The organism is Microlunatus elymi, assembly GCF_007362775.1.
Lineage (GTDB): Bacteria > Actinomycetota > Actinomycetes > Propionibacteriales > Propionibacteriaceae > Microlunatus > Microlunatus elymi.
Genome location: NZ_CP041692.1, coordinates 3,318,322 through 3,344,729, shown reverse-complemented (window position 1 = coordinate 3,344,729; position 26,408 = coordinate 3,318,322). Strand labels below are relative to the sequence as shown.

Annotated in this window: 25 protein-coding genes; 13 read left to right on the top strand and 12 right to left on the bottom strand. The window is 67.8% G+C overall.

The genetic code is table 11. From position 1 onward, the window contains the following. Window positions 1-31 precede the first annotated feature (31 nt). The 4 genes from FOE78_RS14930 to FOE78_RS14915 form a co-directional block, all read right to left on the bottom strand. A complete protein-coding gene (locus FOE78_RS14930) occupies window positions 32-988 on the bottom strand; it encodes a hypothetical protein (protein WP_143987005.1) in 957 nt (318 codons plus the stop codon). Between the two features lie 72 nt (window positions 989-1,060). Next, window positions 1,061-1,837, bottom strand: a complete 777-nt coding sequence (locus tag FOE78_RS14925; protein WP_143987004.1) for an endonuclease/exonuclease/phosphatase family protein — start codon at window positions 1,835-1,837, stop codon at window positions 1,061-1,063. Between the two features lie 135 nt (window positions 1,838-1,972). Continuing rightward, a complete protein-coding gene (locus FOE78_RS14920; RefSeq protein WP_143987003.1) occupies window positions 1,973-3,040 on the bottom strand; it encodes a sugar phosphate isomerase/epimerase family protein in 1,068 nt (355 codons plus the stop codon). A gap of 115 nt (window positions 3,041-3,155) precedes the next feature. Continuing rightward, window positions 3,156-3,791 (bottom strand): cob(I)yrinic acid a,c-diamide adenosyltransferase, encoded by a 636-nt coding sequence (locus tag FOE78_RS14915; RefSeq protein ID WP_143987002.1) that lies wholly within the window; start codon window positions 3,789-3,791, stop codon window positions 3,156-3,158. Between the two features lie 113 nt (window positions 3,792-3,904). Between FOE78_RS14915 and FOE78_RS14910 the strand changes: the two genes are divergently transcribed. Then, window positions 3,905-6,700, top strand: coding sequence for a PEP/pyruvate-binding domain-containing protein (locus tag FOE78_RS14910; RefSeq protein WP_143987001.1), 2,796 nt, complete (start codon window positions 3,905-3,907; stop codon window positions 6,698-6,700). Between the two features lie 84 nt (window positions 6,701-6,784). Further along, window positions 6,785-8,167, top strand: a complete 1,383-nt coding sequence (locus tag FOE78_RS14905; protein ID WP_228265841.1) for a peptidase C39 family protein — start codon at window positions 6,785-6,787, stop codon at window positions 8,165-8,167. A 12-nt stretch (window positions 8,168-8,179) separates the two neighbouring features. Here FOE78_RS14905 and FOE78_RS14900 read toward each other — a convergent pair whose 3' ends face one another. From FOE78_RS14900 to FOE78_RS14890, 3 genes are read right to left on the bottom strand one after another with little or no spacing between them, the layout of a single operon-like run. Further along, window positions 8,180-9,028 carry an alpha/beta fold hydrolase gene (locus FOE78_RS14900; RefSeq protein WP_143987000.1) on the bottom strand — a complete coding sequence of 283 codons (849 nt, stop codon included), beginning with the start codon at window positions 9,026-9,028 and terminating at the stop codon, window positions 8,180-8,182. 16 nt (window positions 9,029-9,044) lie between these two features. Continuing rightward, window positions 9,045-9,323 carry a hypothetical protein gene (locus tag FOE78_RS14895; protein ID WP_143986999.1) on the bottom strand — a complete coding sequence of 93 codons (279 nt, stop codon included), beginning with the start codon at window positions 9,321-9,323 and terminating at the stop codon, window positions 9,045-9,047. A 2-nt stretch (window positions 9,324-9,325) separates the two neighbouring features. Further along, window positions 9,326-10,537: a 3-hydroxyacyl-CoA dehydrogenase gene (locus FOE78_RS14890; RefSeq protein WP_210414599.1), complete on the bottom strand. Its 1,212-nt coding sequence runs from the start codon at window positions 10,535-10,537 to the stop codon at window positions 9,326-9,328. 104 nt (window positions 10,538-10,641) lie between these two features. Between FOE78_RS14890 and FOE78_RS14885 the strand changes: the two genes are divergently transcribed. The 4 genes from FOE78_RS14885 to nucS are packed head-to-tail and all read left to right on the top strand — an operon-like array spanning window position 10,642 to window position 14,137. Then, window positions 10,642-11,676 carry an ABC transporter ATP-binding protein gene (locus FOE78_RS14885; protein WP_210414598.1) on the top strand — a complete coding sequence of 345 codons (1,035 nt, stop codon included), beginning with the start codon at window positions 10,642-10,644 and terminating at the stop codon, window positions 11,674-11,676. Further along, window positions 11,673-12,548, top strand: coding sequence for an ABC transporter permease (locus FOE78_RS14880; protein WP_143986998.1), 876 nt, complete (start codon window positions 11,673-11,675; stop codon window positions 12,546-12,548). The genes FOE78_RS14885 and FOE78_RS14880 overlap by 4 nt, the downstream gene beginning before the upstream one ends. Continuing rightward, complete coding sequence (locus FOE78_RS14875) at window positions 12,545-13,399, top strand: ABC transporter permease (RefSeq protein WP_143986997.1); 855 nt, start codon at window positions 12,545-12,547, stop codon at window positions 13,397-13,399. The genes FOE78_RS14880 and FOE78_RS14875 overlap by 4 nt, the downstream gene beginning before the upstream one ends. Before the next feature lie 30 nt (window positions 13,400-13,429). Then, window positions 13,430-14,137: an endonuclease NucS gene (gene nucS, locus FOE78_RS14870; RefSeq protein ID WP_210414597.1), complete on the top strand. Its 708-nt coding sequence runs from the start codon at window positions 13,430-13,432 to the stop codon at window positions 14,135-14,137. A gap of 30 nt (window positions 14,138-14,167) precedes the next feature. Here nucS and FOE78_RS14865 read toward each other — a convergent pair whose 3' ends face one another. Beyond that, on the bottom strand, window positions 14,168-15,496 hold the full coding sequence (locus FOE78_RS14865) for a hypothetical protein (protein ID WP_143986996.1): 1,329 nt from the start codon (window positions 15,494-15,496) through the stop codon (window positions 14,168-14,170). A 151-nt stretch (window positions 15,497-15,647) separates the two neighbouring features. After that, window positions 15,648-16,136, bottom strand: a complete 489-nt coding sequence (mce, locus tag FOE78_RS14860; RefSeq protein ID WP_143986995.1) for a methylmalonyl-CoA epimerase — start codon at window positions 16,134-16,136, stop codon at window positions 15,648-15,650. Window positions 16,137-16,250: 114 nt separating this feature from the next. On the opposite strand from mce, the gene FOE78_RS14855 reads away from it, so the two are divergent. From FOE78_RS14855 to FOE78_RS14830, 7 genes are all read left to right on the top strand, one after another. Beyond that, the gene (locus FOE78_RS14855) at window positions 16,251-17,450 is read left to right on the top strand and encodes an acetyl-CoA C-acetyltransferase (protein ID WP_143988814.1); all 1,200 of its coding nucleotides are present in this window, start codon (window positions 16,251-16,253) and stop codon (window positions 17,448-17,450) included. Between the two features lie 10 nt (window positions 17,451-17,460). Continuing rightward, the gene (gene meaB / locus FOE78_RS14850) at window positions 17,461-18,459 is read left to right on the top strand and encodes a methylmalonyl Co-A mutase-associated GTPase MeaB (RefSeq protein WP_143986994.1); all 999 of its coding nucleotides are present in this window, start codon (window positions 17,461-17,463) and stop codon (window positions 18,457-18,459) included. A 1,003-nt stretch (window positions 18,460-19,462) separates the two neighbouring features. Further along, on the top strand, window positions 19,463-19,627 hold the full coding sequence (locus FOE78_RS23645) for a hypothetical protein (RefSeq protein ID WP_168207535.1): 165 nt from the start codon (window positions 19,463-19,465) through the stop codon (window positions 19,625-19,627). 15 nt (window positions 19,628-19,642) lie between these two features. Next, entirely contained in the window at window positions 19,643-20,683 is a 1,041-nt protein-coding gene (locus tag FOE78_RS14845; RefSeq protein WP_143986993.1) for a PH domain-containing protein, read from the top strand. A gap of 140 nt (window positions 20,684-20,823) precedes the next feature. Further along, window positions 20,824-21,240: a MarR family winged helix-turn-helix transcriptional regulator gene (locus FOE78_RS14840; RefSeq protein WP_143986992.1), complete on the top strand. Its 417-nt coding sequence runs from the start codon at window positions 20,824-20,826 to the stop codon at window positions 21,238-21,240. 5 nt (window positions 21,241-21,245) lie between these two features. Further along, window positions 21,246-22,580 carry a DUF6716 putative glycosyltransferase gene (locus FOE78_RS14835; RefSeq protein ID WP_143986991.1) on the top strand — a complete coding sequence of 445 codons (1,335 nt, stop codon included), beginning with the start codon at window positions 21,246-21,248 and terminating at the stop codon, window positions 22,578-22,580. Next, window positions 22,573-22,983: an NUDIX domain-containing protein gene (locus FOE78_RS14830; protein WP_143986990.1), complete on the top strand. Its 411-nt coding sequence runs from the start codon at window positions 22,573-22,575 to the stop codon at window positions 22,981-22,983. Before FOE78_RS14835 ends, FOE78_RS14830 begins: the two co-directional genes overlap by 8 nt. Window positions 22,984-22,990: 7 nt before the next feature. Here the strand turns inward: FOE78_RS14830 and FOE78_RS14825 are convergent, their stop codons facing one another. The 3 genes from FOE78_RS14825 to FOE78_RS14815 form a co-directional block, all read right to left on the bottom strand. Next, window positions 22,991-23,680 (bottom strand): DUF402 domain-containing protein, encoded by a 690-nt coding sequence (locus tag FOE78_RS14825; RefSeq protein ID WP_143986989.1) that lies wholly within the window; start codon window positions 23,678-23,680, stop codon window positions 22,991-22,993. Window positions 23,681-23,843: 163 nt separating this feature from the next. After that, on the bottom strand, window positions 23,844-24,371 hold the full coding sequence (locus FOE78_RS14820; protein ID WP_143986988.1) for a P-loop NTPase family protein: 528 nt from the start codon (window positions 24,369-24,371) through the stop codon (window positions 23,844-23,846). Between the two features lie 43 nt (window positions 24,372-24,414). After that, entirely contained in the window at window positions 24,415-26,340 is a 1,926-nt protein-coding gene (locus tag FOE78_RS14815) for a DUF222 domain-containing protein (protein ID WP_143986987.1), read from the bottom strand. Window positions 26,341-26,408 lie beyond the last annotated feature (68 nt).

The following is a 26,408-nucleotide window of genomic DNA, read 5'->3' as shown; positions in this document are numbered from 1 at the left end:
GCGCTCAGACTACGCTGATCGGTCACCGCGGTCAGAACTGCTCGGTGATGACATCCGACAGCCGCCGCCGACGCGCCGTCGGCTCGGCCGGCGCGGTTCCGACGAACAGTACGACCTGGGGCCGCAGATCGGCCTCGGGCTGCAGGCGTTGCCTGGTTTCCGGATCGTCGGTCAGTTGGGTGTCCGGCATCGCGGTGAGCCCCCTCTGCTGCAGCATCAGCAGCAAGCGCTGCAAGGCCTCACCGGTACGCAGCCAGTCGCTCCCGCGATCGCCGCGGGTGCTGATCAGCAACGTCATCAACGGTGCTGTTTCATGATCAAATCGGGCCAGCACCGGAGCGGAATCGGCCCACAGCGTGATGTCGCCGGGGGACCATGCCAGCAGCTCAGCCCGCTCCGCGCTGTTCTGCTCGATCGCCGCCCAGGTCTCGGAAACCAAGCCCAGCAGGCTTTGCTGCTGATCGGAGATGTTGATCAAGGAGGTGGATTCGGCCTCGGCCGCCGCGATCAACGAGTCCACCAGGTCGTCTCCGAGTGTTGCAGAAGTGCCCGACGGTGGTTCGCCGGGCAGCTCGGGGACCTCAGCCAGCGCAGCCAATTCCGAGCAGCCGACCGCGCCGGTGCCAGCCGTGATCGAAGCGGCAGGCCCGACGCCCACTCGATGGTCACCGAGCACGTCGTCGGTGAATCGCTGCACCGCGATCTCGACCCGGTCGACGGCCAGCTGCACCCGGGCGTTCATCAGCGCACATCCCAGACTGATCACGAGTTGCCGGCCGCTGGGGTCACGCAGCGGGAGTTGACGATTGCGCTCGGGATAGATGTCCAGCAGGCCGGGGCTCAGGATGAAACGCCACGGCTGGGTGTTGCAGATCGACGGCGCCATCGCGGCCCGTACGGCGGCTCGACGGAATGCACTCGCGTTGTTGTCGGCGCCGACCATGATCATCCCCATGCCCACGGTGTGGTCGGACGTTGCGACTCCCATCGGCCGTCCGAACGATCCCAACTGTGCCGACGGTCCACCGAGGGCGGTAGCGACGAAAGACCCTGATCGGCCTCAGAAGTCGACGACAGCCTCGACCGGCAGGTGATCGGAGGGATATTGCCCGCCGGGCGCGGTGTCGAGAATCCGAGCAGAAAGCACCCGGACGTGATCACTGACCAGGATCCAGTCGATCCGTTCGCCGGCGGGATCCGGCGGCCGGTAGTTGTTGAAGGTGCCGAGTCGCGGGCCACGTTCGGCGGCCGTCAGATACGCGTCCCGCAGGCCGCCGCAGGTCAGGATTGCGTACGGTTCGGAACCCTCACCGACGTTGAAATCGCCCATCACCAGCAGCGGTTCCGCGTGGTCCACGGCCTCGGCGCGCTGCCGCAGCAACTGGGCCGACTTCAGCTGCGCGGTCGCCACTTCATGATCAACATGAGTGGTGATCACGGTGAACGTCCGGCCGTCGGCGAGCCGGCGGAATCGAACGGTGGAGAACATCCGCGGGAAATGCGTACCCCAGGTCCGCGAACCCGGCACCTCCGGCGTGTCCGACAACCATGCGTGCGAGACGTCGATCAGATCCACCGTCTCGGAGTTGTAGAAGATCGCCGAATACTCCTGGGCGTTCTCCGAACCGTCGTCGTGATGGCGATGCTCGCTGACCCGCCGGTACGAGGCCGGTAGCCCGGCGTCCAGATCGGCGAGTTGATGATCAAGCCCCTCCTCGGTCCCGAGCACGTCCGGGCCCAACTCGGTGAGCAACGTGATCATCGGCTTCCGCCGCCGAGACCACGGCTGCGGATCGTTCTCCGATGCGAAGCGAAGGTTGTAGCTGACGACTCTCATTGTCTTCCGTCCTCTTGGGCGCAGCTGCCGCCGGCATGGTCGCTGCAGGTCACTTCGCGGGGGCGACCCCCCGCACCCCCGGAACGCAAGACGCCAGGGCAAATCGCGACAGCGGCACCCAGCCCGACCGCGAATCTAATTCGCAAAGGCGGCATCGAAGGACGTGTCGGAGGGCTTGATCGCGTTCATCCCGCGGGCGAACTCCAGGGCCTCGGGGGCGCCGTCCAGGCGGTCCATCCCGGCGTCTTCCCACTCGATCGAGATCGGTCCGCCGTAGCCGATGGTGTTCAACATCCGGAAGATGTCCTCCCACGGGGTGTCGCCGCGGCCGGTGGAGATGAAGTCCCAGCCACGGCGCGGATCGGCCCACGGCAGGTGCGAGGACAGTCGGCCGTTGCGACCGTTGTTCATCCGCACCTTGGTGTCCTTGCAGTCCACGTGCCAGATCTTGTCCTTGAAGTCCCACAGGAATCCGACCGTGTCCAGGCCCTGCCAGACCATGTGTGACGGGTCGAAATTCAGTCCGAAACCGGGACGATGATCGATCGCGTCCAGCATCGCGACGGTGGTCCAGTAGTCGTAGGCGATCTCGCTCGGATGCACCTCGTGGGCGAACCGGACGCCTACCTCGTCGAAGACGTCGATGATCGGATTCCACCGATCGGCGAACTCGCGGTAGCCGGCCTGAATCACGTCGTCGCCGACCGGCGGGAACATCGCCAGGTAGTGCCAGATCGGCGAACCGGTGAAGCCGATCACGGTGTCCACCCCGAACGCCGCGGCGGCCCGGGCGGTGGTCTTCATCTCGTCGGCAGCTCGCTGTCGTACACCCTCGGGATCGCCGTCGCCCCAGACTCGCGGGTTGACCATCGACTTGTGCCGATCGTCGAGGATCGCCTCGCACACGGCCTGCCCGTTGAGGTGGTTGGAGATCGCCCAGCAACCCAATCCGTTCTGCTCCAGGATGTCCTTGCGGTTCTTCACGTACGCGTCGTCCTCGGCTGCCCGTGCGACGTCGAAATGATCACCCCAGCAGGCGATCTCCAGGCCGTCGTAGCCCCATTCGCCCGCCAGCCGGCAGATCTCCTCGAACGGCAGGTCGGCCCACTGGCCGGTGAACAGGGTGACCGGACGATCCTGCTTCGGCTGGGCGACTCCGGTGGCTTCGCGTCCGAGGGCCGGGCTGTTGCTGGGGCTGGTCATGCGTCGATTCTCCTGTGCGTCGATGGACACTTGTCGATGGGTTGACTGTTGGTCTTGATCAGTCGGCCGGTGGTGGTCAAGCCCGTGGTCGGCAACCGAACTTGATCATGGTCGGTCAGGTCTCGGCGTCGTCGCCGGCTGCGCGATGGCGGTCGCCGCCGGGCACCCAGAGCACCTCGTGCTCGGTCCCGTTGACCACCCGGGTGAGGATGAACAGCAGGTCGCTCAATCGGTTCAGGTAGCCGACCGCGAGCGGGTTGATGCCGCCGGGCCGATCTTGATCTTCGTCGGCGGGTTCGGTGCCGTAGCGCTGGATCGCTTGCCAGGCAGTGCGTTCGGCCCGCCGGGTGACCGTCCGGGCGACGTGCAACTGCGCGCCGGCCGGGCTCCCGCTGGGCAGGATGAACGAGCGCAGCGTGGGCAGGTCGGCAGTGAACTCGTCGCACCAGTGCTCCAGCCGATCGATGTAGTCCTGGGTGATCCGCAGCGGCTCGAACTGGTACGCGGTGGCCAGCGGGTTGCCCAGATCGGCGCCGAGATCGAAGAGTTCGTTCTGCACCTGGGCCAGTACCGCTCGTACCGGATCGGGCAGTTCGCCGATGGCCAGCGCAACCCCGATGGTCGAGTTCGCCTCGTCCACGTCGCCGTAGGCGGCCACGCGCGGGTCGGTCTTGTCGGTCACCGACATGTCCACCAACCGGGTCTGGCCCAGATCACCGGTGCGGGTATAGATCTTGGTGAGGTTCACCATGACTGCACCCTATTCGGTGCTGCCCTCACCCGATCGCGAGGGTCTACGATCGATCGGGTCTGCCCAGCACAAGCCGGGATCCACCGATCCGGGCCCAGGAAGGGATGCGAATCATGACGGTGATCCGTCCGTTCGATTCCATCGCGGCGACCGACCTCCGGTTGGCCGGCGGCAAGGGAGCCAATCTCGGCGAACTCACTCGGGCGGGGCTGCCGGTGCCGCCGGGGTTCGTGATCACCACGGCGGCCTACGACGACTTCCTGGCCCGCACCGAGATGCGGAACAAGATCATCGAGGCGTCGGGCCGGGTGCCGGTCGATGATCATGAAGCCGCTGACGCCGCGGCCCACGACATCGCGGAGCTGTTCGCCGGTTCGGCCGTACCGGACGAGTTGATCACCGAGATCACCGCTGCGTACGCGGACCTGGCCGGCAAGAGCGGCGAGGCCGAACCCGCCGTCGCCGTCCGATCCTCGGCGACGGCGGAGGATCTCGGCGATGCCAGTTTCGCCGGTCAGCAGGACACCTACCTGAACATCCGCGGCGCGGACGCGCTGGTCGCAGCGGTCCGTGACTGCTGGGCGTCGTTGTGGACGCCGCGGGCGATCGCCTACCGCGGGCAGCACGGCGTCGGGGCCGACGATCTCAGCCTGGCCGTGGCGGTGCAACTGCTGATCGACGCCGACGCGGCTGGTGTCCTGTTCACCGCCAATCCGACCAACGGCCGCCGGGACGAGACCGTGATCGCGGCGGCCTGGGGGCTGGGCGAGTCGGTGGTCGGCGGCAGCGTGACGACCGACAGCATCGTCCTGCGACGCAACGACGATCAGTGGTCGGTCCGCTCGCGTGAGATCGCCGACAAACAGGTCCAGACCGTACGCACCGCGACCGGCACCACCGAGGTCGAGGTCCCCGTCCAACGGCGCCGGGCACCGGTGCTGACCGAGGCCGAGACGGTCGAGTTGGCCGACCTCGGACACCGGGTGGCCGAGCACTACGGCCGGCCGATGGACCTCGAGTGGGCACGAGACAAGCAGCAGTTGTGGCTACTGCAGGCGCGGCCGGTGACCGCGCTGCCGGACCCGGTCGGCGACCCACCGACCGACTGGACCGTGCCGGACCGGAACCGGATGTATTTCCGCGCCAGCATCGTGGAGATGATGCCGGAGCCGCTGACGCCGCTGTTCGGCGACCTGATCGAGCCGGCCGTGGTCGGATCCTTGCAGGCACTGTTCTCCGAGCTGATCGCCGACGTGCCGGAAGGCATGACGACCTTCCCGACGATCAACGGCTACGCCTATTACGGCTACAGCTGGAAGGCGCTGGGCTATCTGACCTGGAAGGCCGCTCCGCTGATGCTGCGGATGTTCCGCAGCGGGCAGGCGAACGCGGAGACGCGCTGGGGGCAGACCTACCATCCCGACTATCTGCAGGCGGTCTCCGACTGGGCCGCCAAGGATCGTACGCAGTTGACCGCCGCCGAGCTGCTCGCCGGCGTCCGGGCGCTGCTGCTGGCCGGCTGTCGCTACTACACCGGCGTGCAGCAGGTGATCCCGGTCGCGGCGATGAGCGAAACCACGTTCACCAAGCTGTACCGGACCCTGCGCCGGCCCGGCGATCCGGAGCCGACCACGTACGTGCTGGGGCTGGAGAGTTCGCCGATGCGGGCCGAACGCGAGCTCTACCGGCTGGCTCGCTGGTGCGTGGATCAGCCGGAATTGCTTGCTGTGTTGGGATCCGATGATCCGCACCGGGTCGTCTTCGGCGATCGGCCGGACTCCGTGCCGGACCAGGTCTGGTGGCAGTGGCAGGAACGGATCGGTACCTACCTGCAGGCGTTCGGGCACACCATCTCGGATCTCGACTTCGCCAATCCGGTGGCCGCCGACGAACCGTCGGCGGTGATCGAGACGCTGCGCTACTACACCCGCGACGGTGCCGCCGACCCGACCGAGCGGCAGCGCCGGCTGGCCACCGAGCGCGAACGGGCGAGCAAGCAGTTGCTGGACCGGCTGGATCCGGTACGACGCAGGCTGGTCGAGCCGGTGCTCCGCAAGGCGCAGGAGTACGGCGGACTGCGGGAGGACGCGCTGGCCGACGTCGGGCTGGCCTGGCCGTTGATCAGATCGCTGCTGGCCGAGCTCGGCGGTCGGCTGCGGGATGCGGGAGTGATCGAGGGGCCGGACGACGTGTATTGGCTGACCGCAGCCCACCTCGATCTGGCGGCGGCAGCGATGGATCGCGGTGCCGCGCTGGTGAGCGCCGGTTCCGTTGAGGACCGCAAGATGACCTGGCGCGGCCGGCGTACGGTGAGTCCGCCCCAGCTGCTGCCGAAGACCGGCCCGGTGAAGCTGATGGAGCCCTGGATGCCGTCGGTGGATGCCGACGGTCAGCACGGCCCGACGTTGCGAGGGCTGGGCGCCAGCGGCGGCACCGTCACCGCGCGGGCCTGTGTGATCACCGATCGTGCCGACTTCGCCAGGATGGAGCCGGGGATGATCATCGTAGCCAAGATCACCACGCCGGCGTACACGCCGTTGTTCGCGATGGCCGGAGGCGTGGTCACCGATGTCGGCGGACCGCTGAGCCACAGCTCGATCGTCGCCCGGGAGTACGGGATTCCCGCCGTGCTCGGCACCGGTGCGGCCACTCAGCGGATCAAGCACGGCGACGAGATCACCGTCGACGGCACCGCCGGCACGGTCACCCTGGCCGCCGACGAAGAAGTTGATCATGATCGGGAGGCGGCCGTCGGAGACGGTGGGGCTGCGAGCAACGGCGGCCGGCGACGAGCCGTTCTGGTCGCCGCAGGCGCGGGCGCGGGCGCCGCCGCGGCGGTGGCGATGTTGCGTCGTCGAGCTCGCCGTCGCCGACCAACTGGGCCGACGTCGGGGAAGGCATCGACATAACCGAGGTAACGGGTTTACGATCGGGCCAATTCGGCTGTCAATTGTTGTCCGGCACTGCCGCCGGCCCGACTCTCGGAGGTTCCGTTGGCCGATCGCGATTCATCCGTCCCGGAGCAGATCCCGCTCCTGACCAACCTCAAGTTTCCACGTCGCACCGCCCTCGGCACCGCAGTGGGAGCGACGGCGGCCCTCGCGGTCGGCGCTCCCGCCGCCATGGCCGACGGCACCGCTGCCACCAAGCCACGGCAAGGGTCGCAGGCCGCAGCGGACCGACACGTCGACTACCGCTCGTTCACCGGTTTCGAGCTGCGCGCGGGCAGTCACGACGGAACCCGCTGGAGCCACCACGGCGTCCGGATCGGGCGCCCGACCGGGACGCGCGACTACGCCGATCCGTTCGCCGACGACCAGACAGCCGTCCGCTACGAGACCGCGAGCTGGACGTCGCCGACGGTACGGCTGCCGTTCGCCTACACCGAGTTGATCTCGTCCTGGGAAGTGGACACGCCCGGCAAGACCTGGGTGGAGATCACCGTCCGCGGACACGACGAGACCGGGGCGCTGTCCGGCTGGTACATCCTCGGCCGCTGGTGTGCCAAGGATCCCGCCGACGGGGGCGCCATCCACCGGACCTCGGTCGATGATCAAGGAACCGACCTGGCCACGGTCTGGACCGACACCCTGCACACCTACGAGCCGCATGCGTTGTCGGACTGGCAGCTGCGGGTGACGCTGCTGCGACCGGAGGGCAGCCATCAGACGCCGGTGCTGCAGACCGTCGGTGCGATCGCCTCCCGGCTGCCCGACGATCCGACCGTCCCGGTCAGTCCGGTCGGCCGCGCCCGCGGCCGGGTGCTCGACGTGCCGACGCTGTCCCAGGAGGTTCACAACGGGCACTATCCGCAATGGGACAACGGGGGTGAGGCGTGGTGCTCGGCGACGTCGACCGCGATGGTGATCAAGTACTGGCACACCGGCCCGAACCGACATGATCTTGCCTGGGTCGACCCGCCGGTGGACGCCGAGGTCGACTACTCCGCCCGCAACGTCTTCGACTACACCTACGACGGAGCCGGCAACTGGCCGTTCAACACCGCCTACGCCACCACCTGGGGGCTGAAGGGATTCGTTACCAGGTTGAGGAGTTTCACCGAGGCCGAGGAGCTGATCCGGGCCGGCATCCCGGTGATCATCTCGGTGTCGTTCAAGAAGGGCGACCTCGACGGCGCGGGATACGGCACCAACGGACACCTGATGGTGGTGGTCGGCTTCACCGAGGACGGCGACGTGGTGGTCAACGACCCGGCCTCACATCTGATCCCCGACGACGCCGAGGTTCGCTTCACCTACCGCCGTGATCAACTGGAGAACGCCTGGGTGCCGCACTCCGGCGGCACCGTGTACGTGATCCACCCGTCCTGGGTGCCGCTGCCGCGGGTGCTTGATCACCACGAACCGAACTGGTGACCAGCTGGGTGATCAAGAAGCGGGCTGATCGAGGAATCGGCGCAGCACCTGGACGAAGATCTCCGGCTGCTCCGAGTGCACCCAGTGCCGCGCGCTCTTGATCTTGATCGAGCGGACCCTCGGGAAGAGTCCCTTCATCGCGGGCGCGTACTCCGGCTTGATGTAGTCGGAGTCCGCGCCGGCGACCCACAGCGTCGGACCGGGATAGCTGGGTAGGACGTTTCCCCTGCCGGGAAAGGGATCCGGCCAGTCGGTCAGTCGATCCAGTTGATCGCCGAGCAGCCGCAGATTCATCTGCCAGTGCCAGCCGGCGTGATGACTGCCGCCGGCACTGCGACGAAGATTCTGCAGCAGGAAGCCACGCACGGTCGGATCTGGCACAGCAGAGCGAAGTTGATCATCGGCCTCGGAACGGGACCGCAGTTGATCAAGGTCGACCGAGCGCATGGCGTCGGCGTACCGGTCGAATTCGCTCTTGCCGCGGTAGTCGACCGGCGCGATGTCCACCACGCACAACCGCTGGACCAGGTCGGGATGCCGCAGCGCCAGCGCCATCGCGATCTTTCCGCCCATCGAATGGCCGACCACATTCCACTTCTCGCCGCCGTCCGCATCGGCGAGAAAGCCGGCGAGCCGATCGGCCAATGCGGGGTAGGACAGTTCGTCGGTCCAGTCCGAGCGGCCGTGGTTGGGCATGTCGATCAAGGTCACCGCGTAGTCGTCGCTGAGCTGCTTGGCGACCGTGGTCCAGTTCTTGCCCTGGCCGAAAAGCCCATGACAGAAGGCGATCCGCGGGCGTCCCCCCTCAGGATGTTGATCAAGAACGGTCGCGTACAGGCCCTGTCGGAGTGCACCGGCCATGATCATTTCTCCGTGATCATGGTCGCCTCGACCAGCAGGAGGTGTGCCAGTGCCGGCGTTGCTCGAGCCCGCTGCTCTGACCGAGCCCCGGATCGGCCGGCCACACCACCACATGCGGGGTGCCGGGTCGGATCAGTTGATCACAACCCGGACAGCGATAGTCCTTGACCGCCGAGCTCCCGGAGATCGAGCGGACGATCCACCGGCCGTCGGCCTTGCTGGCGGCGCCGGCGTGGCCGGAGCTCAACGGTCTCGGCGGCCGGAGGTGTTTGCTGGGGCGACGTCGGGTGGGCATGATCAGCGTCCGAGCGTACGGAGCTGAGCCAGCGCGCCCGCCGGATCGTCGGCGTCGGCCAGGCGTTCCAGCAACAGCGACGGCCGATCACCGGGTTCGGCGGTTTCGGCGAAGATCCGCTGCTGCCCGACCAACACGCGCTGCGGCCCCAACCCGGCAAGGACGTCGAAGGGCAGCGGCATCCGGCAGCCGCGGCTCATCCCGGTGTCGATCAGGTCCGGCGCCGCGTAGCCGATCTCGACCATCCGGCAGACGTCGTTCAGATAGGGCAGCAGCAACGCGTCCGGCAGCTCGGCGGAACGATCCACCAGCACCCGCGGCGCCGGCCGGTCGGCGCCCGCGCCGACCAGGATCCCGTTGCCGGTCTTGCGACCCAGCCAACCGGCCGTGACCAGCTCGGTCAGCAGCGCGACCGGCGCGTGCCGGCGATCCCGGGTCTCGGAGTACATCCTTCTCAGCGCGGACGCGGTGACGTCCAGGCCGACCAGATCGAGCAGGGTCAGCGGACCCATCGGGTAGCCGGCTCGTTCGACCATGGCCCGGTCGATCTCCTCGGCGGTGGCGAAGCCGTCCTGCAGCAGTCGTACGGCCCGATTCAGGTAGGGCACCAGCAGCGCGTTCACCACGAATCCGGCGCGATCACCGCACACGATCGGCGTCTTGCCCACGGCCGTGACGAGCTCGAGCGCCCGCTGCTCGGTGGCCGGATCGGTGAGCACGGTCCGGACGACCTCCACCAGCGACTGCACCGGTGCCGGGTTGAAGAAGTGCACGCCGACAACCCGCTCCGGACGCCCGGAGGCCTTCGCGATCGCGGTGATCGGCAGCGACGAGGTGTTGGTGGCCAGCAGAGCGTCGGCGGAGGCGAGCGTGCCGAGCCGGCCGAAGATCGACGTCTTCAGCTCCAGGTTCTCGCTGACCGCCTCGATCACCACCTGGGCCTCGGTGACCGCGCCGAGGTCGGTGCCGTACTCGATCCGGCCGATCAGCGCGTCCCGCTCGGCTGCGGTCAGCTTGCCGCGCTCCAGGGCCCGGCCGGTCGAGGTCTGCACGATCGACCGGCCGCGGTCCAGCGCCGCCTCGTCGGCGTCGATCCCGATCACCCGGTATCCGTGTCCGGCAAGGACTTCGGCGATGCCGGCACCCATCGTGCCCAACCCGATCACCGCTGCCGAGCCTGACGTCGGAGGTCCGATCTGTGCTGAACTACTCACGACGCGAGTCTGTCAGACCACAGCTGCGGCGGTCGCTTCGGTCGGCCGGCCGGGTCTCGGGGAATGCTCTGGCGACTGTCGGAGGGATGTGATTGGTTATCGCCGTGTCCGATACCGCGATCCGAGTCGAGCAGCTGGGCAAGACCTACCTCGTGCCCGAGCGGGAGGGTGGCGTGCGCGCCGCGATGGCGGCGCTGGTGCGGCGTCGGACCCGGGCCGTGCGGGCGGTGCAGCAGATCGACTTCAACATCGCCGCCGGCGAGGTGGTCGGCTTCCTCGGACCGAACGGTGCCGGCAAGACCACCACGTTGAAGATGCTGTCCGGCCTGCTACATCCGAGCTCCGGACATGCGGACGTGTTCGGCTTCACCCCGTGGCGGCGCGAGCGCAACTACCTGGGCCGGATGACCTTGATCATGGGACAGCGCAGCCAGCTGCAGTGGGACATCCCGGTGGTCGACTCGTACCGGCTGAACAAGGCCATCTTCCAGATCGGCGACGCCGACTTCGCTGCCCGGTTGGACGAACTGGTGGACCTGCTGGAGTTGCAGGAGTTGCTGCGCAAACCGGCCCGCAACCTGTCCCTGGGTGAGCGGATGAAGTGCGAGTTCGCCGGCTCCCTGCTGCATCGGCCGCAGGTCCTCTTCCTGGACGAGCCGACGATCGGGCTGGACGTGGCGATGCAGCGTCGGATCCGGTCCTTCGTCGCCGAGTACAACCGGCGCACCGGCGCCTGCGTGATCCTGACCAGCCACTACATGGCCGACGTCGAGGCGCTGTGCAAGCGGGTGATCGTGATCCATCACGGCCGGCTGCTGTTCGACGGGGCACTGACCGACCTGGTGCACACCTTCGCACCGGACAAGACCATCGAGGTGGAGCTGGCCGAGGGCAGTGCGACGACGGCGGCCGACGTGGCTGCGCTGATGGGGCCGTCCTTGATCAGCGAATCACCGCAGCGCACCGAAACCGGCTGGCGGGTGCAGGTGCCGGCGAGCGACACTCCTGCGGTGGCCGCGCGGCTGCTGTCCGGCCTTCCGGTGGCGGACCTGACCATTGCCGAGCAGCCGATCGAGGCCGTGATCGAACAGGTGTTCGCGGTGCCGTCGGCCGATCCGAGTCCGGGAGGATCGCGATGACCGGGGCTCCGGTGCTCGGACCGCCGCGAGATCCGATCACCCGACTGCCGGACTTCGGACGCTTCTCGGGGCGCACGTTGCTGCGTTACTACCGCGGCGAACTCGCCGCCTCGACGGCGGTCAACATCGCCTATCGCGGAGCCTCGGCGATCTGGGTGTTGACCTCGGTGATCCAGCCGATCGTGTTGATCGTCGTCTGGCGTACGGTGGCGGGCCCGTCCGGGCAGGTCGGCGGCTACACCGCCGACCGGTTCGTCACCTACTTCGCGCTGATGCTGCTGGTCGATCACCTGACCTTCATCTGGTTGATGTGGGAGTTCGAGTGGCGGGTCCGCGAGGGCGCGTTCTCGCCGCTGCTGCTGCGGCCGATCCATCCGATTCACAAGGACGTCGCCGACAACGTCTCGTACAAACTGGTCGGCCTGATCGGCATCGTGCCCGCGGTGGTGATCTTGATCATCGCCTTCGACGGCGACCTGTCCGGAATCACCGCGACCGGGCTGGTGGCCTTCGTACCGGCGTTGATCATGGGCGCGGTGCTGCGTTTCATGATCGAATGGGTGCTGGCGTTGAGCGCCTTCTGGCTGACCAAGGTGTCCGCGCTGAACAACCTCTACTTCTCCGTCCGCACCTTCCTCAGCGGCGGTTTCGCACCGTTGTCGGTGCTGCCGGTGACCATCGGCACGGTGGCCACCTTCTCGCCGTTCCCGTGGTCGCAGGCCTTCGTGGTGGACGTGGCGATGGGGGAGCGGACCGGTGGCGAGATCTGGACCGGGTACGGCGCCCAGGCGGCCTGGATCGTGGTGGCGTTGATCTTGCTCCGGTTCGTCTGGTCCCGAGCGGTACGCCGGTATGCGGCGGTGGGCGCATGAGCAGCCAACCGATCCGCGATCCCGGCGGCGCGCCGGGTGTCCTGACGCCCGGCGGCGGACTGCGGCACAGCCTGCAGATCGTGCGGACCTATCTTCGCCTGGGGGTGCTGAACATCGTCCAGTACCGCGGCGAGTTCTGGGTGGCGGTGGTGAATGCCCTGATCACCCTGGCCGCCCAGATCCTCGGCCTGGCAGTGATCTTCGGCCAGACCACCCAGCTGGCCGGCTGGACTCCGGCCGGGCTGATCACCTTGATCGGCGTGCACTTCTTCCTGGCCGGACTGATCGGGCTGGTGATCCAGCCGTCGATGGAACAGTTGATGGAGGGCATCCGACTGGGCACCTTCGACTTCACCCTCACCAAACCGGCCGACTCGCAGTTGCTGGCCAGCGTCCAGGTGGTGTCGCCGGCCCGGCTGGTCGACACTCTGCTCGGACTCGGCGTGATCGCGTACGGCATCACCCGGATCGGCAATCCCATCAGTGCGGGCCAGTGGTTGGCCTTCGCGATCGCGCTGGCCTGCGGGGTGGTGATCGTGTACGCGTTCCTGATGCTGCTGAGCACCTGCGCGTTCTGGTTCGTCAAGCTGGAGAACATCCTCGCGGTGTTCTCCACCGTCTTCGGACAGGCCGGACGGTGGCCGCTGACGATCTTTCCGAGCTGGCTCCGGCTCGCTCTGACCTTCATCATTCCGGTCGGCTTCGCGGTCACAGTTCCGGCGCAGGCACTGGCCGGAGGTCTGCAGTTGATCATGGTGCCGGCGGCCATCGGGGTCGCGGCAGCGTTCTTCATCGGCGCTCGGCTGTTCTGGCGGTACGCGTTGCGGCACTACACCGGTGCCTCGGCCTGAAGACGCGGCAGCACCCGTTACGGTTACGCAGTGCGTTTGGTGATTGCTCAGTGTCAGGTCGACTACGCCGGACGGCTGACCGCCCATCTGCCGATGGCCCAGCGGTTGATCTTGGTCAAGGCCGACGGTTCGGTCTCCATCCACGCCGACGATCGAGCCTACAAACCGCTGAACTGGATGAGCCCGCCGTGCACGATGGCAGAGCTGTCCGCGGACGCGGTGCGCTCGACGGCCGACGGGCTGGGGCTGCCACTGACCGCGGTGTGGGAGGTCAAGGGCCGCGACGGCGACACGCTGCAGATCGCGATCGGCGAGGTGCAGCACGACTCCAGCCACGAGCTCGGCATCGACCCCGGCCTGCAGAAGGACGGGGTGGAGGCGCATCTGCAGGCGCTGCTGGCCGAGCATCCGCACACGTTCGGCGACGGCTGGACGCTGGTCCGCCGGGAATATCCGACCGCGATCGGACCGGTCGACCTGCTCTGCCGGGACGCCGCCGGCGGCTACGTCGCCGTCGAGGTCAAGCGGCGCGGCGAGATCGACGGGGTCGAACAGCTGACGCGCTACCTGGAGTTGCTGCGCCGAGATCCGCTGCTGGGCGACGTACGCGGTGTGTTCGCCGCCCAGCAGATAAAGCCGCAGGCCAAGGTGCTCGCGACCGATCGCGGGATCAGCTGCCTGACCGTGGACTACGACGCGCTGCGCGGGATGGACAACGCCGAGGATCGGTTGTTCTGATCCTCGGCGTCGGCGCCACGGAAGACTGCCTCAGCGGCGCGGCTGTCCCTTGGCCACCGTGACCGTCGGCTCGTTGTCGTCCTCGTCGGACTTGCCCGCCGAATCGGAACCGATGGCCGAGCCGTTGCTGTCTGCACCGGACCTGCCGTTGGTCGTGGGCACTGCCGGACGGGTCACGGTCTGATCCAGGTCGGCGTCGGCTCCGGTGGGATCACCGACGGGTGGCGCCGGCGGCGCCTCCTCGGCGGCATCGGTCGACTCGGCGTCGTGGGTGAACTCCTCCAGATCGTCGGAGAGGTCGGCCAGCGGCTGCATGTCCGGCACGTCGGCGGCGCTCTGTGAAGCCAGCGCGGACAGGCTCTGCAGCTGGTTGAGCACCGCCTGCTTGCGCTGCACCAGGTTCTGCGTCTCCCGCTTGAGCTGCTCCTTGCGCCAGTCGAATTCCTGCTGGGTGCGCTGGGTGATCCGTTCGGCCTGCTTCTTGGCCGCGGCGATCACCCGGTCGGCCTCCTCCTTGGCGTCCAGCCGCAGCTTCTCGGCCTCGGCCTGGGCATCGGTACGGAGCTTGGTCGCGCTCTCGATGTCGGCTGCCAGTCGTTCGCCGGCCTGCTGGTGATGCTGGGTCGCCTCCGCCAGCAGCTTGCCGGTCGCGTTCACCGACTCCTGGTGCACCCGCTTCAACTCGGCCGTCGCCGCCTCGCGCTCGGTGACGACCTGGTCGCGGATCTTCTGCGCCTCGGACTCGGCGGCGCGCTTGATGCTCTCGCCCTCCAGGTAGCCGGCCTGCTTGGTCGACTCGGCCTGCTGCTGCGCCTCACGACGTACGGCCTCGGCCTCGCGCTGGGCGGCGGCGGTGATCGCGGCAGCCTCGGCCCGGGACCGGGAGACCTCGGCCAGCACGTCCTGCTTGGCCTTCTCCCGCAGCTGATCGAGCTCGGCCCGACCCTGGGTGCGGATCTGCTCGCCGTCGGCGGCGGCCTGCTGGCGCAATCGATCGGCGTCGCGCTGACCGGTCTCCCGCAGCCGATTGGCATCGGCATTGGCTCGATCCAGCATCTCCTTGGCCTGTTCCTCGGCCATCCGCAGGATGCTGCTGGCGCGCGCGCCGAGCTTGGAGTAGTCGACGTCGGGGTCCTCGAGCTGCTTGCGGGCAGCGGCGAGATCTTCTCGTACCGCGGCGATCTGCCGATTCAGGTCGGTGATCTGATGATTGGACTGGACTACCCGGCTTTCCAGGGTCCGTACGTAGTCGTCGACGGCGCTGCGGTCATATCCGCGGAGGGCCCACGGGAAGTTGCCGACCGCGCTGGCCTTCTCGTCGAAGAGGTTGAGGCCGTTCGATTCATCCGATGTTGCCATCTGTCCCCAGCTGTTCGGTGCAGGCGCCTCACGGCGCGGTGTGGTTCGCGTAAGTGCCCCTACGGTAACGCCCTGGCCGACGGTTTCCTGATTGGCGGCGCGGTGTGTACGGATGCCGGAACGCGACCGATCGGGTGGTGTTGGTGGCGACTCAGGACCTTGCCGGCTGAACCAGCTCGACCAGCACCCCGCCGGCGTCCTTTGGATGGATGAAGTTGATCATGGAACCGGCGGTGCCGGCCCGCGGTTGCGGGTAGAGCAGCCGCAGGCCGCGGGCGAGCAGTCGATCGCTGGTCGCCTGGATGTCGCTCACCCGCAGCGCCAGGTGATGCATGCCGGGGCCGGAACGATCCAGGAACTTGGCCACCGTGGAGTCGGCCGACAGCGGTGCCAGCAATTGCAGCTGGGTGGCGGGTTCTGTTTCATTGCTCCGGTCTGACGATTTGTGGCCCGGGGCCGCGAGCATCACCTCGACCACCTGCTGATCCTCGTTGGACTCTCGGTGCGTCTCCACCAGCCCGAGCAGTTCCCGGTAGAACGCCAGCGAGTCGTTCAGGTCCGCCGAGGCAACCCCGACGTGGTCGATCGCGAGCACACCGGGGTCGTCCAGGACTCGCTGATTCTCGGCGGCGTTTTCCATGGCCCCAGCCTGCCTCATGACCGCCCCTGGGGAATGTCGGCACGGGGTCATAGGGTGCAGATGAGGATGGGCAAGGTGGCTCGATCGATCGGGCTCAAGGAGGAGGCGGACGCGATGGGATCGGTGATCGTCGGCGGTGCTCGTACGCCGATCGGCAAGCTGTTGGGTGGCCTGGCGTCGCTGACCGCGACCGACCTCGGCGGGATTGCGATCAAGGCGGCCCTGGACCGTTCCGGGGTGCGTCCCGATCAGGTCGAGTACGTGATCATGGGCCAGGTGTTGCAGGCCGGATGCGGGCAGTTGCCGTCCCGGCAGGCCGCGGTCAAGGCCGGCATACCCATGTCGGTGCCGTCGCTGACCATCAACAAGGTCTGCCTGTCCGGGCTGAACGCGATCGCGCTGGCCGACCAGCTGATCCGCGCCGGCGAGTGCGAGATCGTGGTGGCCGGCGGGATGGAGTCGATGACCAACGCGCCGCACCTGCTGCCGAAATCGCGGCAGGGCTTCAAGTACGGCAACGTCACGATGGCCGACCACATGGCGCTGGACGGGTTGTGGGACGCCTTCACCGACCAGGCGATGGGCGCGCTGACCGACCAGCACAACGACGGCTCGGTGGCGGTCAGCCGCGAGGACCAGGACGCGTTCGCGGTGCGCTCGCATCAGCGCGCGGCCGCGGCGATCGCGAACGGGGCACTGGCCGATGAGGTCGTCGAGGTACGGGTTCCGCAGCGCCGCGATGACGAGCTGGTGATCCTTGCCGATGAGGGTGTGCGGGCGGATGCCAGCCTGGAGTCGCTGGCCCGACTGAAGCCGGCGTTCGGCAAGGACGGTGCCATCACCGCCGGGTCGTCCAGCCCGATCTCCGACGGTGCCGCCGCGGTGGTGGTGACCAGCCCCGAGGTGGCCGAGCGGCTCGGCCTCGACGTGCTCGCCGAGATCGGTGCGCACGGGATGGTGGCCGGACCGGACTCCTCGCTGCAGTTGCAGCCGGCGAACGCGATCGAGGCCGCCTGCAAGAAGGCGGGTCTGAGTGTTGCCGACCTGGACCTGATCGAGATCAACGAGGCGTTCGCCGCGGTCGGCGTTGCCAGCGCCAGGGCGCTCGGACTCAGTGCGGCCGAGATCGACGCGAGGGTGAACGTGGACGGCGGCGCGATCGCGGTCGGGCACCCGATCGGGATGTCGGGAGCCCGGTTGGTGCTGCACCTGGCGCACGCGCTGCGACGTCGCGGCGGCGGGACCGGCGTCGCGTCGCTGTGCGGAGGCGGCGGTCAGGGCGACGCTTTGATCATCAGCAGTCCGACCCGATGAGCCCCACCCGATGACCGCCGGACCCGATCAGGCCGCGATCGACGAGCTGGTCGGGGCCGCTCGGGCCGGACGCCCGCGTGCGGTGGCCCGGCTGATCAGCGCGGTGGAGAACGACTCGCCGGCACTGCGGCCGCTGATGGCGGCACTGGCCCCGTACACGGGCCGGGCGCACGTGATCGGCATCACCGGCGCCCCCGGCGTCGGCAAGTCGACCATCACCGGCGCGCTGGTCGCCGCCTATCGGACGCGGGAGTGGCGGGTCGGGGTGCTGGCGATCGACCCGTCGTCTCCGTTCACCGGTGGCGCGCTGCTGGGCGATCGGGTCCGGATGCAGCAGCACGCGCTGGACGGCGAGGTGTTCATCCGTTCGATGGCGTCGCGCGGCCACTTGGGCGGGCTGTCGGTGGCGACCCCGCAGGCGTTGCGGGTCTTCGACGCCGCCGGCTGCGACGTGGTGCTGGTGGAGACGGTCGGTGTCGGGCAGTCCGAGGTCGAGATCGCGGCCAACGCCGACAGCACGCTGGTGTTGCTGGCGCCCGGGATGGGCGACGGGATCCAGGCGGCCAAGGCCGGGGTGCTGGAGATCGGCGACGTCTTCGTGGTGAACAAGGCGGATCGCGACGGTGTGCAGTCGCTGATCCGGGAGATCCGCACCATGATCGCGATGGCCGAGCGCGATCCGGCCCGCTGGAAGCCGCCGATCACCAAGACGGTGGCCGCATCCGGCGATGGCATCGATGAGCTCGTCGCCGAGATCGACAAGCATCGCGCCCACGCCGAGGGTGACGGCAGCTGGCAGCAGCGCCGGCTGCACCGCGCCGCGGCCGAGGTCGAATCCCTGGCCATGGCGTACCTTCGCCGCCGCGTCCGGTTCCACCGTGGCGACGAACTCCAAGACCTGGCCCTGTCCGTACGCGACGGCAAACTCGACGCCTACACCGCCGCCGACCAAGTCCTCACCTCCCTCCGCGAAGGCGCCCGACCGACGACTCAGCCCTCAGGGTCCTGAGCAAGGGGTGCGGACCGCTTGACGCAACCTCGGGGGCGGGACCGTGGCCGCAGAGTCCTGGGACGTGCACCGGTTCCCCGGGGGAGGTCGGGTGTTCGCGTTCTGTGCGCGGACAACCAGTCCGCACGATGCCCAGGGTGCTGGATGTGTTTTCGATTCCGGCGGCTGAGTGCAGGGTTCTCAGGGCATCATGCGGACGGCCAGTCCCATCCACGTCTCGCGCACAGAACCCGAACACCCGACCTCCTGGTCCGCGCCGGCCCGTACGGCGTGCCGCAACCACCGGGTGCGGAACTCATCAACCGACGCTGACCCAACCGGGGTCCTGCGCTCGTCGAAGGACCGCTGACTCAATTCCCGGGTCCTGGGCCTGTCGAAGGACTGCTGACGCAACCTCCGGGTCCGAGCTTGTCGAAGGACTGCTGACGCAACCTCCGGGTCCTGAGCTTGTCGAAGGACCGCTGACGCAAGCCGGGTTCTGAGCTTGTCGAAGGACTGCTGACGCAACCTCCGGGTCCTGAGCTTGTCGAAGGACCGCTGACGCAAGCCGGGTTCTGAGCTTGTCGAAGGACTGCTGACGCAACCCCAGGGTCCTGGGCCTGTCGAAGGACCGGTGACGCAACCCCAGGGTCCTGAGCAAGAGGTACAGACCGTGGCCGAGTCCAAGGGACCCCGGCAAGCCGGCGCGCGTAGCCAGCCGGCTATCAGGTCGCGATACCGGTTACGAAACGACGACCAGCACGGTCGCCGCGGTCTCAGATCGCGACACTGGCTACCAAACGATGCAGGGCCGTCTGCTGAGCTTCGCAACCCGGCGCCGAAGGGTCGCGGACTTTGATTCCGTCACCCGTGTGCGGGCAACCCTGCGGATTGGAGCAGTTTCTGCTCAGGGGGCCCAGCATCCCGGCGTGCCGTCGTCCGGTTTGATGGCGCGCACGGTAGAAAGGGTCGCGGTTTTGCCGTATCGGCGTCCGGTTCGGGCGCGAGCAACGAGGAGTGAGTCGTGAAGTGGATCAAGCGCCTGGTGGTCGCGCTGGTAGTGATCTTCGCGCTTTTCTACCTGTTCACCCGGCCGACGGACGCAGCCGACGCGGTTCGTGGCGCGTTCGGCGCGGTCGGCAACGGCATGGATGCGGTGGTCACCTTCTTCACGTCCCTCACCTCCTGACCCGAGCAGGGTGAGATGGCTGCGTTCTGGCACGCGTTCGTGGACCCACGGGTCAGCAGCCATCTGATCGCCGACGAAGGCGAGATCATCATCGACGAGGTCAGGCGGCATCCGATGGCCTTCGTCGGACCGATGTTGATCATGCTCCTCGGCCTGTTGATCATGATCATCACGTTCTGGGTGCCGGTGCAGATCGCCTGGCTGCCGCTGGCGGCGGGACTGGTGTTGATCATGATCGGCGGCTACAAGGTGCTGGCGGCGCACATGGATCGGTTCGTGATCACCAACATGCGGGTGTTCCGGGTGAACGGGATCTTCTCCCAGCACACCGCAACCATGCCGATGTCCCGGATCCTCGACATCTCGGTGCACAAGCCGCTGATCGGCCGGATCTTCTCGTACGGGCATTTCGTCTTCGAGTCGGCCGCCCAGGATCAGGGGCTGCGCGACATCCGCTACGTGGGTCATCCCGATCAACGCGATCTGACCATCCAGCGGGTGATTCAGCGCTCGGGTCTGCGGTCCAGCATGCGGCCGCTGCACGACGCCGACGATCTTGGTCGCTCGTACGATCAGGACGGCGACGATCCTGAATCCGACGGCTACGACCCGACCGACGGTAGCCCGACGACCGATGACGACGCCGCGTGGCTGGCGGACGGCTGGTCATCGGACACCGACTGGCGGCCGGAGAGCTGGACCGAACGTGACCAGGCCGAGCACCAGCAGGCTCGGCGACATGTCGCGGAGTCCGAGGTGGGTGCTCGGCCTCGGCTGGCCGTGCGTCGCAGGCCGGGCGCCGCCGAGACGGCGAACAGCACACCGAATCTGCCACCTGCGCGCAACCAGCGACCGACGGGGGACCAGCCGCCGCCACCGAACCTGTCGCCGGCGTCGGATCGTTCGCCGGACGTCGAGCCCGCGCAGCGGCCGGCAGCCGAGCCCGTATCCTCCGGTTCAGCAGAGTCCGCCGGGCCGAACGCGGAGCGGCAGCGATCGCCGCAGCGGGTGTCGCCGGACCAGGATGGCGATTCATCGCAGACCGGCAGGAGTTGATCATCATCGCACCCGAACGATCGGCCGATCACGATCCCACCCAGCAGCCTCCGCACCCACCAGAACGTCATCGACTGTCGTTCGATCCGATCGCTGCGGCGGCCGGGTCCTGGGAACGACGCTGGCCGGAACGAGCGCGGATGGAAGCAGTGACCTCGCTGATGCGGGTGCATCAGCTGGTGATCACCGAACTGGATGAACGGCTCCGTCCGCTCGGGCTGACCTTCGCCCGCTTCGAGGTGCTGGTCCTGTTGTCCTTCTCCAGAAGGGGATCCCTACCGCTGGGCAAGATCGGCGAGCGGCTCCAGGTGCACGCCACCTCGGTGACGCCGCTGGTGAAGCGACTCGAAGCGGCGGGTTACATCACCCGCACCCGGCACCCGGAGGACGGCCGCGCCGTACTCGCCGAGATCACTCCGGCCGGCCGCGAGATTACCGAACGGGCCAGCAGAATCATCACCGACGCGAAGTTCGGGCTGGGCTCGCTGGACGAGGATCAGTGCCGGGAGCTGACCGAGGTGTTCGTCGCGCCGCGGCATGCCGCCGGTGACTTCTGATCACGGTGAGTTCTGATCATGAACGTGCGGTTGCTGTGGTGACTCCGCGGGTGGTGGCGATCGCCGACTCGGACTCGTACCTGAAGTGGAGCGCGGCGACGCTGGCGGCACTGCCGGCCGACTGGCAGACCGAGCAGTGGTTGATCAAGAACCCGATCGCCCCGTCCGAGGCGCAGGTCGGCGCTGCGACGGGTCGGCCGGTCGACCGTCTCGGGCTCGGCCAGATCGCGAACCGGCTGCGACGCGAACCGCCGGACGTGGTGTTGCTGGCCGCCACCGGTCCGGTGGTGCAGGCGGTGTCGTCGCTGCGAAGGCTGCGGCACGGCCTACGGCGCCCGGTGCTGGTCACCGGCCTGCCCGGCATCAGCTACCCGGCCAGCGCCCGCGCCGTCGAACTTCGATCCGGCTGTGATCTCTTCATCCTGCACAGCCGGCGCGAGGTCTCGGAGTTCTCCGAACTCGCCGACGAACTCGGCATCAAGATCGACTTCGCCCTGGCCACATTGCCATTCCTTGAGCGCACGAGCGAACAAGCTCAACCCAAGGGCCCTGAGCTTGCCGAAGGGCCGCAACCGCATCCCACGCACAAGATCATCTTCGCCGCGCAGGCCAAGGTGCCGGCCGAACTTCAACCGCGTAAGGAGATTCTGCGCAGGTTCGCGACACTGCCAGCGGATCGGCGCGTGCTGATCAAACTTCGTGCGTTGCCCGGCGAGCAGCAGACCCATCGCGAGCAACTCCCGTACCCCGAACTCTGGCAGGAACTCGTTCAGGACGAGGGGTACGACGCCGACCGGGTCGGCTTCGTCGCAGGTTCGATGGCCGACGCGTTGGCCGATGCCGATGGCTTCGTCACGGTCTCGTCCACCGCGGCGCTGGAGGCGATCGGCGCCGGCGTACCGATCCTGATCTTGAGCGACTTCGGCGTCTCTGCCGAGATGATCAACGAGGTGTTCGTCGGGTCCGGCTGCCTGGGCAGCCTTGATGATCTTGACTCCGGCGAGTTGCACCGACCGTCGGCGGACTGGCTGCGGGACAACTATTTCCATGATCAGGACGACGTCGACTGGGTGGCCAAGATCGGCGAACTGATCCAGCAACGGAACGGGGTCGGCCTGGCGGATCGTGAGGTGGCCGGTGTCGGTCCGCTCCGGCTGCTCAGGCAACGTCTGCGGTTGGTGTTGCCGCAGCCGCTACTGCGCGCGATCGGGCGGGCCGCGCGCGCGTCCAAGCGGACGCGGGCTGGCCTCCGGGGAACCGACTCCGGGTCTGCGGTTGCCACGCCGGACGACGACGTGCGGGCAACGGAGGACGGGCGGGGCGTGGATCCCGATGCGTGAACGGGTCGCGGCGCTGATCCAGCGTGACGGCCGGCTCCTGATGGTTCGGCAGCGTGCGCGCGGCGCCTCGGGTCGCCACGACGGGTCGCTCTACCGGACGCCACCCGGCGGCGAGATCGAACCGGGGGAGTCGGCGGAGCAGGCGGTCGCCCGCGAGGTGATGGAGGAGGTCGGTCTGACGGTCACCTCAACCCGCTACCTGACTCGGATCCGGCACACCGGCGGCACCACCACGCTGTTCGCGGTAGCCGTCGCCGTCGGCGAACCGGTGCTCGGCCTGGATCCCGATCTCGTGTGTGATTGCCCGCGCCTGGTCGGGCTGGAATGGGTGCCGGCGCCGGACGAATCGGCATGGTTGACAGACGATGCCGCAGCGCGGCTCAAGCAGCCCGTCTTGCGCTGACTCGTGATCAGGTCCGCATGACGCGGCGACCTTCCGGCAGATCCCACAGGCTGCCACCCCAGGCATGGCCGTCGGTGAGCACGGGAACTGCCCAATCGGGTCCTGGCCGGAAGCGCGTCCACTCTTCGGCGAACGGGCCGGATGCGGTGTTCAGCTCATCCAGTACCAGTGCGGCCTCGTCGTCGAGGTGGGGTCGGACGGCCGCGTCGAGGAGATGATCATCCACCGCGCGCAGGTAGTCACTGCGATCCTTCCACTGCCAGCTACGGTCCGGGTTGACCCACAGATCCAGGACCAGGTCCATCGTGCGGATACCGGTGAGCGTGCGCTCGGCAGGGAACTCGAAGTTGACATACCAGCCGAGGAATTCGCCGGTCGTACTGCGCCACCCGAGGTTGATCCGGGACCAACGGTCGGACCGGTACAAGAACAGCTTGTCGGGCGCCTCGGGGACCTCGGCCACCCGCGCCACGCCGGTCCGTAGGGCGAGCATCTTGCGCTGGTCGCGGGTCAGCGTCTCGGTCCCCGGCAGGTCGCGGTTGCTGGCCCGGGTCGCCACTGCTCCGGTCGGCACATAGGTCACCAGCTGATCGGCGGTGCTGTCGACGACGCGCTGCGGCACGGCCGCCCAGAGCTCGTCGTGCCAGCGGTCCTCGGCGATCATGGTCGATCCGGGCGCGAACAACGGGAGTTCCATTTGTTCACTCTGGCAGCCGATGTCGGACCGCGCAGCGGGCGGATGCGGCGATGAGACAGGTTGTCGGTCGAGCCGCCGGCAGACCGGGAGGATCGGGCGTGATGATCATCGTATGCATCGAGGTTTGCGTTCGGCGCCAAGGTCGTCGGTCGGCAAGGTGAGCTCAGGCGAGGTCGGCTTGACGAAGGATCGCGTCCGCGATGTCGGAGGCTCTGAGCTCGCCGGAATCGAAGATCAAGTCCGCGGGGATGTCCGGCATCAGCGCGCGATACCGTGCATGTGCTGATTCATGGAATTCGCGCTGTCGCGACATGCCCCGATCGGGATCCGCAGTAGCCCGTTGCCAGGTCGCCGAGAGGGGAGCGTCGATCAGGATGCGCAGCGGTTCGGCATCGGGTGGGAGCTGCCCGTACAGCGCGTCCTGTTCCGCTGCGGTGTAGATCGGCCCGACGGTGATCACCACCTCGACCGCCGACCGCATCCACTGCCCGACCAGCGCCCCATGGGCGCGGTGCGCGTCGAACCACAGCCCGGCCGCGCCTGCGCCCGGCGGGCCGACCATCGCGGCGACGTCGTCGACATCGGCGATCACCACGGTACGACCGCCCGCGACGAGGCGCTCGGACAACAGGTCGGCGACCGTGTTCTTGCCCCCAGCGATCGGGCCGGTGATGGTGATCAGAGACGGCATGCAGACGACCCTGCTGTATGCCGACCCAACCGGGCAAGCGATATCAGGCGATCAGCGTGACGGTGTCGCGGGGTGCGCTGGCGTGCCAGACTGCTCGGGCGAACTCGCCGTTGCCGAGATCGAAGGTGCCGGCGGCGCTGGTGATCAGCACTTGCCCGAGATGTGTTCGCCAGGTGTAGGTGCCTGGCACCGGTTGTCGGACCGAGATGCGGCCGTGGGTGACGAAGCGATGTTCGGGGCGGTTCTCCGGCCCGAGATTGTGTACGCCGGTCTGGCCGGGCTCGGCGGGTGTGCCGTCGGGACGTCGACGAAACGGTCTGGTGTGATCTTGGTCCATCCGTCGTGACACGGTGTTGGAGCCGGGGAAGATGCTGGCCGGATTGCGCAGTTGAATGGCCGTGCGGATGCGATCGGGGATCTCGTACGCGTCCGCGGGAGGGATGCTGTTCAGATCGATCACGGGTTGGATCCGTACGGCACAGGTGCTGAGCCATTGGCCGAGCTGTTCCAGGCTGGCCGGGCCGAGGTCTTCGACGCGGGCGATCGGGGTGTCGGTGTCGCCGGGGTAATGGTGGGCGTAGAGCACTGCCGAGGGCAGTAGCTTGCGCGGGTCGAGGTGGCGCAAGATCAGGCGGACGGCCTGTTCTTCGTACTGTTGCCGCTGGAACGGGTCCAGATTGCCGGTCGACGGATCATGATCATCTGGGCCACCGAGATCACGATCATGATCATCGTGGATGTCAGGATCGCGGTCCGGATCATCTGCGCCAGCAAGTGCGGGGTCTTGAGCATCGGTGTTGTCAAGATCAGGGGCATCGGTGCCGGCACCATCACGATTTTGACCATCGGAGCCGTGACGGTCGCGGACTTGATCGTCTGCGGGCGTGAATCGGTGATCTTGCTCGGGCGAATTCTGTGAACTGTCGTCGCCGACGCGGTCCTGATGACCGTGTCCGGGGCGTGATTTCCAGCGGTTGGGGTCCGCGCAGTCGGCGTCCTCGCAGTCGGGTGGGAGGGTTTCCTCGTCGTCGGGTGGTTCAAGATCGGAGTCGGCCGGTGCCGGCTGGGGATCGTTGAGCGGGTAGTGGTCGGGGTGGACGTTGCCGCTGGCCGGGTCGTGACGCAGCGGCGGCTGTTGTAGTTCGGTCAGGACGTCGAACAGGTCGGGTTGCTCATGCTGGATCAGGATCTTGGCGGCCAGGACCGGGTTGCCCATCAGATTGTGGGCAACGGCGCGCCACTCCTCGCGGGTCTGCGCGCCGCGGTCCGGCACGCCGGGGATGGGGGAGTCGGCCTGCGAGATGATGTCGGCCAGTCTGTTGATCATGGCGTCCATCCGGATCGCGTCGGGGGCATCCATCCGTCCCCAGAACGACTTCTGACCGTGTTCGTTGGCTTGGCCGAAGTGGATGTAGCGGGATCGGCGGGCCTCTTGGGCCAGCTGGGCCATGTGCTCGGCATCGACTCGGAGGATGGCGGCGTCGAGAAGGTGTTCCAAGCGTGTGCGGCCGATGCCGATCAGGTGGGCTGCCAGCATCCGGTCGACCTCGCCGGCCTGGGCCTGGGATAGTTCGCGGCAGCTACGGGCGATCAGCCGGACGGTGGATTCCTCGACGATGCCGCGGCGGACCTTGCGCCAGATCCTCGGGAAGCGGTGCCGCAGGTCGATCGCGTCGGCGATCAGGCTGCGGGCCTGGCCGATGCTGCGGTGGATGATCGGTGCGAGCTCGGCCGGGGCGAATTCCGCCACTTGGGGTGTGCCGTCGCCGCCGAGCTGTTGCGCCCGTTCGCCGATCATGGTTCCTGCGCCCGCGTCAGCCGGCAGTAAACCCTCGGGTGGGTGGAGGTCGGCCCAGTGCGCGGCCAACATGAGTTTCTGACACGGCACCCGAAGCCCGAGTTCGGAGACGAGACTGAACGCGTCGGCGGCCCCGGCGACGTCCAGCTCGTCGACCTCGTAATCGAACATGTATCTGATTCTAGAGACAAGGTCTGACAGTCCTGGTCAAAGTCCTGCAAGTTTGGTCAAAGTCCTGT

Coding starts and splice junctions, on each gene's coding strand:
- FOE78_RS14930 (WP_143987005.1), bottom strand. CDS start 988: ATGGGAGTCGCAACGTCCGACCACACCGTGGGCATGGGGATGATCATG.
- FOE78_RS14855 (WP_143988814.1), top strand. CDS start 16,251: ATGGGATCGGTGATCGTCGGCGGTGCTCGTACGCCGATCGGCAAGCTG.
- FOE78_RS14880 (WP_143986998.1), top strand. CDS start 11,673: ATGACCGGGGCTCCGGTGCTCGGACCGCCGCGAGATCCGATCACCCGA.
- FOE78_RS14925 (WP_143987004.1), bottom strand. CDS start 1,837: ATGAGAGTCGTCAGCTACAACCTTCGCTTCGCATCGGAGAACGATCCG.
- FOE78_RS14920 (WP_143987003.1), bottom strand. CDS start 3,040: ATGACCAGCCCCAGCAACAGCCCGGCCCTCGGACGCGAAGCCACCGGA.
- FOE78_RS14840 (WP_143986992.1), top strand. CDS start 20,824: ATGGAAGCAGTGACCTCGCTGATGCGGGTGCATCAGCTGGTGATCACC.
- FOE78_RS14845 (WP_143986993.1), top strand. CDS start 19,643: ATGGCTGCGTTCTGGCACGCGTTCGTGGACCCACGGGTCAGCAGCCAT.
- FOE78_RS14915 (WP_143987002.1), bottom strand. CDS start 3,791: ATGGTGAACCTCACCAAGATCTATACCCGCACCGGTGATCTGGGCCAG.
- FOE78_RS14815 (WP_143986987.1), bottom strand. CDS start 26,340: ATGTTCGATTACGAGGTCGACGAGCTGGACGTCGCCGGGGCCGCCGAC.
- mce (WP_143986995.1), bottom strand. CDS start 16,136: ATGGAAAACGCCGCCGAGAATCAGCGAGTCCTGGACGACCCCGGTGTG.
- FOE78_RS14830 (WP_143986990.1), top strand. CDS start 22,573: ATGCGTGAACGGGTCGCGGCGCTGATCCAGCGTGACGGCCGGCTCCTG.
- FOE78_RS14910 (WP_143987001.1), top strand. CDS start 3,905: ATGACGGTGATCCGTCCGTTCGATTCCATCGCGGCGACCGACCTCCGG.
- meaB (WP_143986994.1), top strand. CDS start 17,461: ATGACCGCCGGACCCGATCAGGCCGCGATCGACGAGCTGGTCGGGGCC.
- FOE78_RS14895 (WP_143986999.1), bottom strand. CDS start 9,323: ATGCCCACCCGACGTCGCCCCAGCAAACACCTCCGGCCGCCGAGACCG.
- FOE78_RS14900 (WP_143987000.1), bottom strand. CDS start 9,028: ATGGCCGGTGCACTCCGACAGGGCCTGTACGCGACCGTTCTTGATCAA.
- FOE78_RS14825 (WP_143986989.1), bottom strand. CDS start 23,680: ATGGAACTCCCGTTGTTCGCGCCCGGATCGACCATGATCGCCGAGGAC.
- FOE78_RS14875 (WP_143986997.1), top strand. CDS start 12,545: ATGAGCAGCCAACCGATCCGCGATCCCGGCGGCGCGCCGGGTGTCCTG.
- FOE78_RS14820 (WP_143986988.1), bottom strand. CDS start 24,371: ATGCCGTCTCTGATCACCATCACCGGCCCGATCGCTGGGGGCAAGAAC.
- FOE78_RS14865 (WP_143986996.1), bottom strand. CDS start 15,496: ATGGCAACATCGGATGAATCGAACGGCCTCAACCTCTTCGACGAGAAG.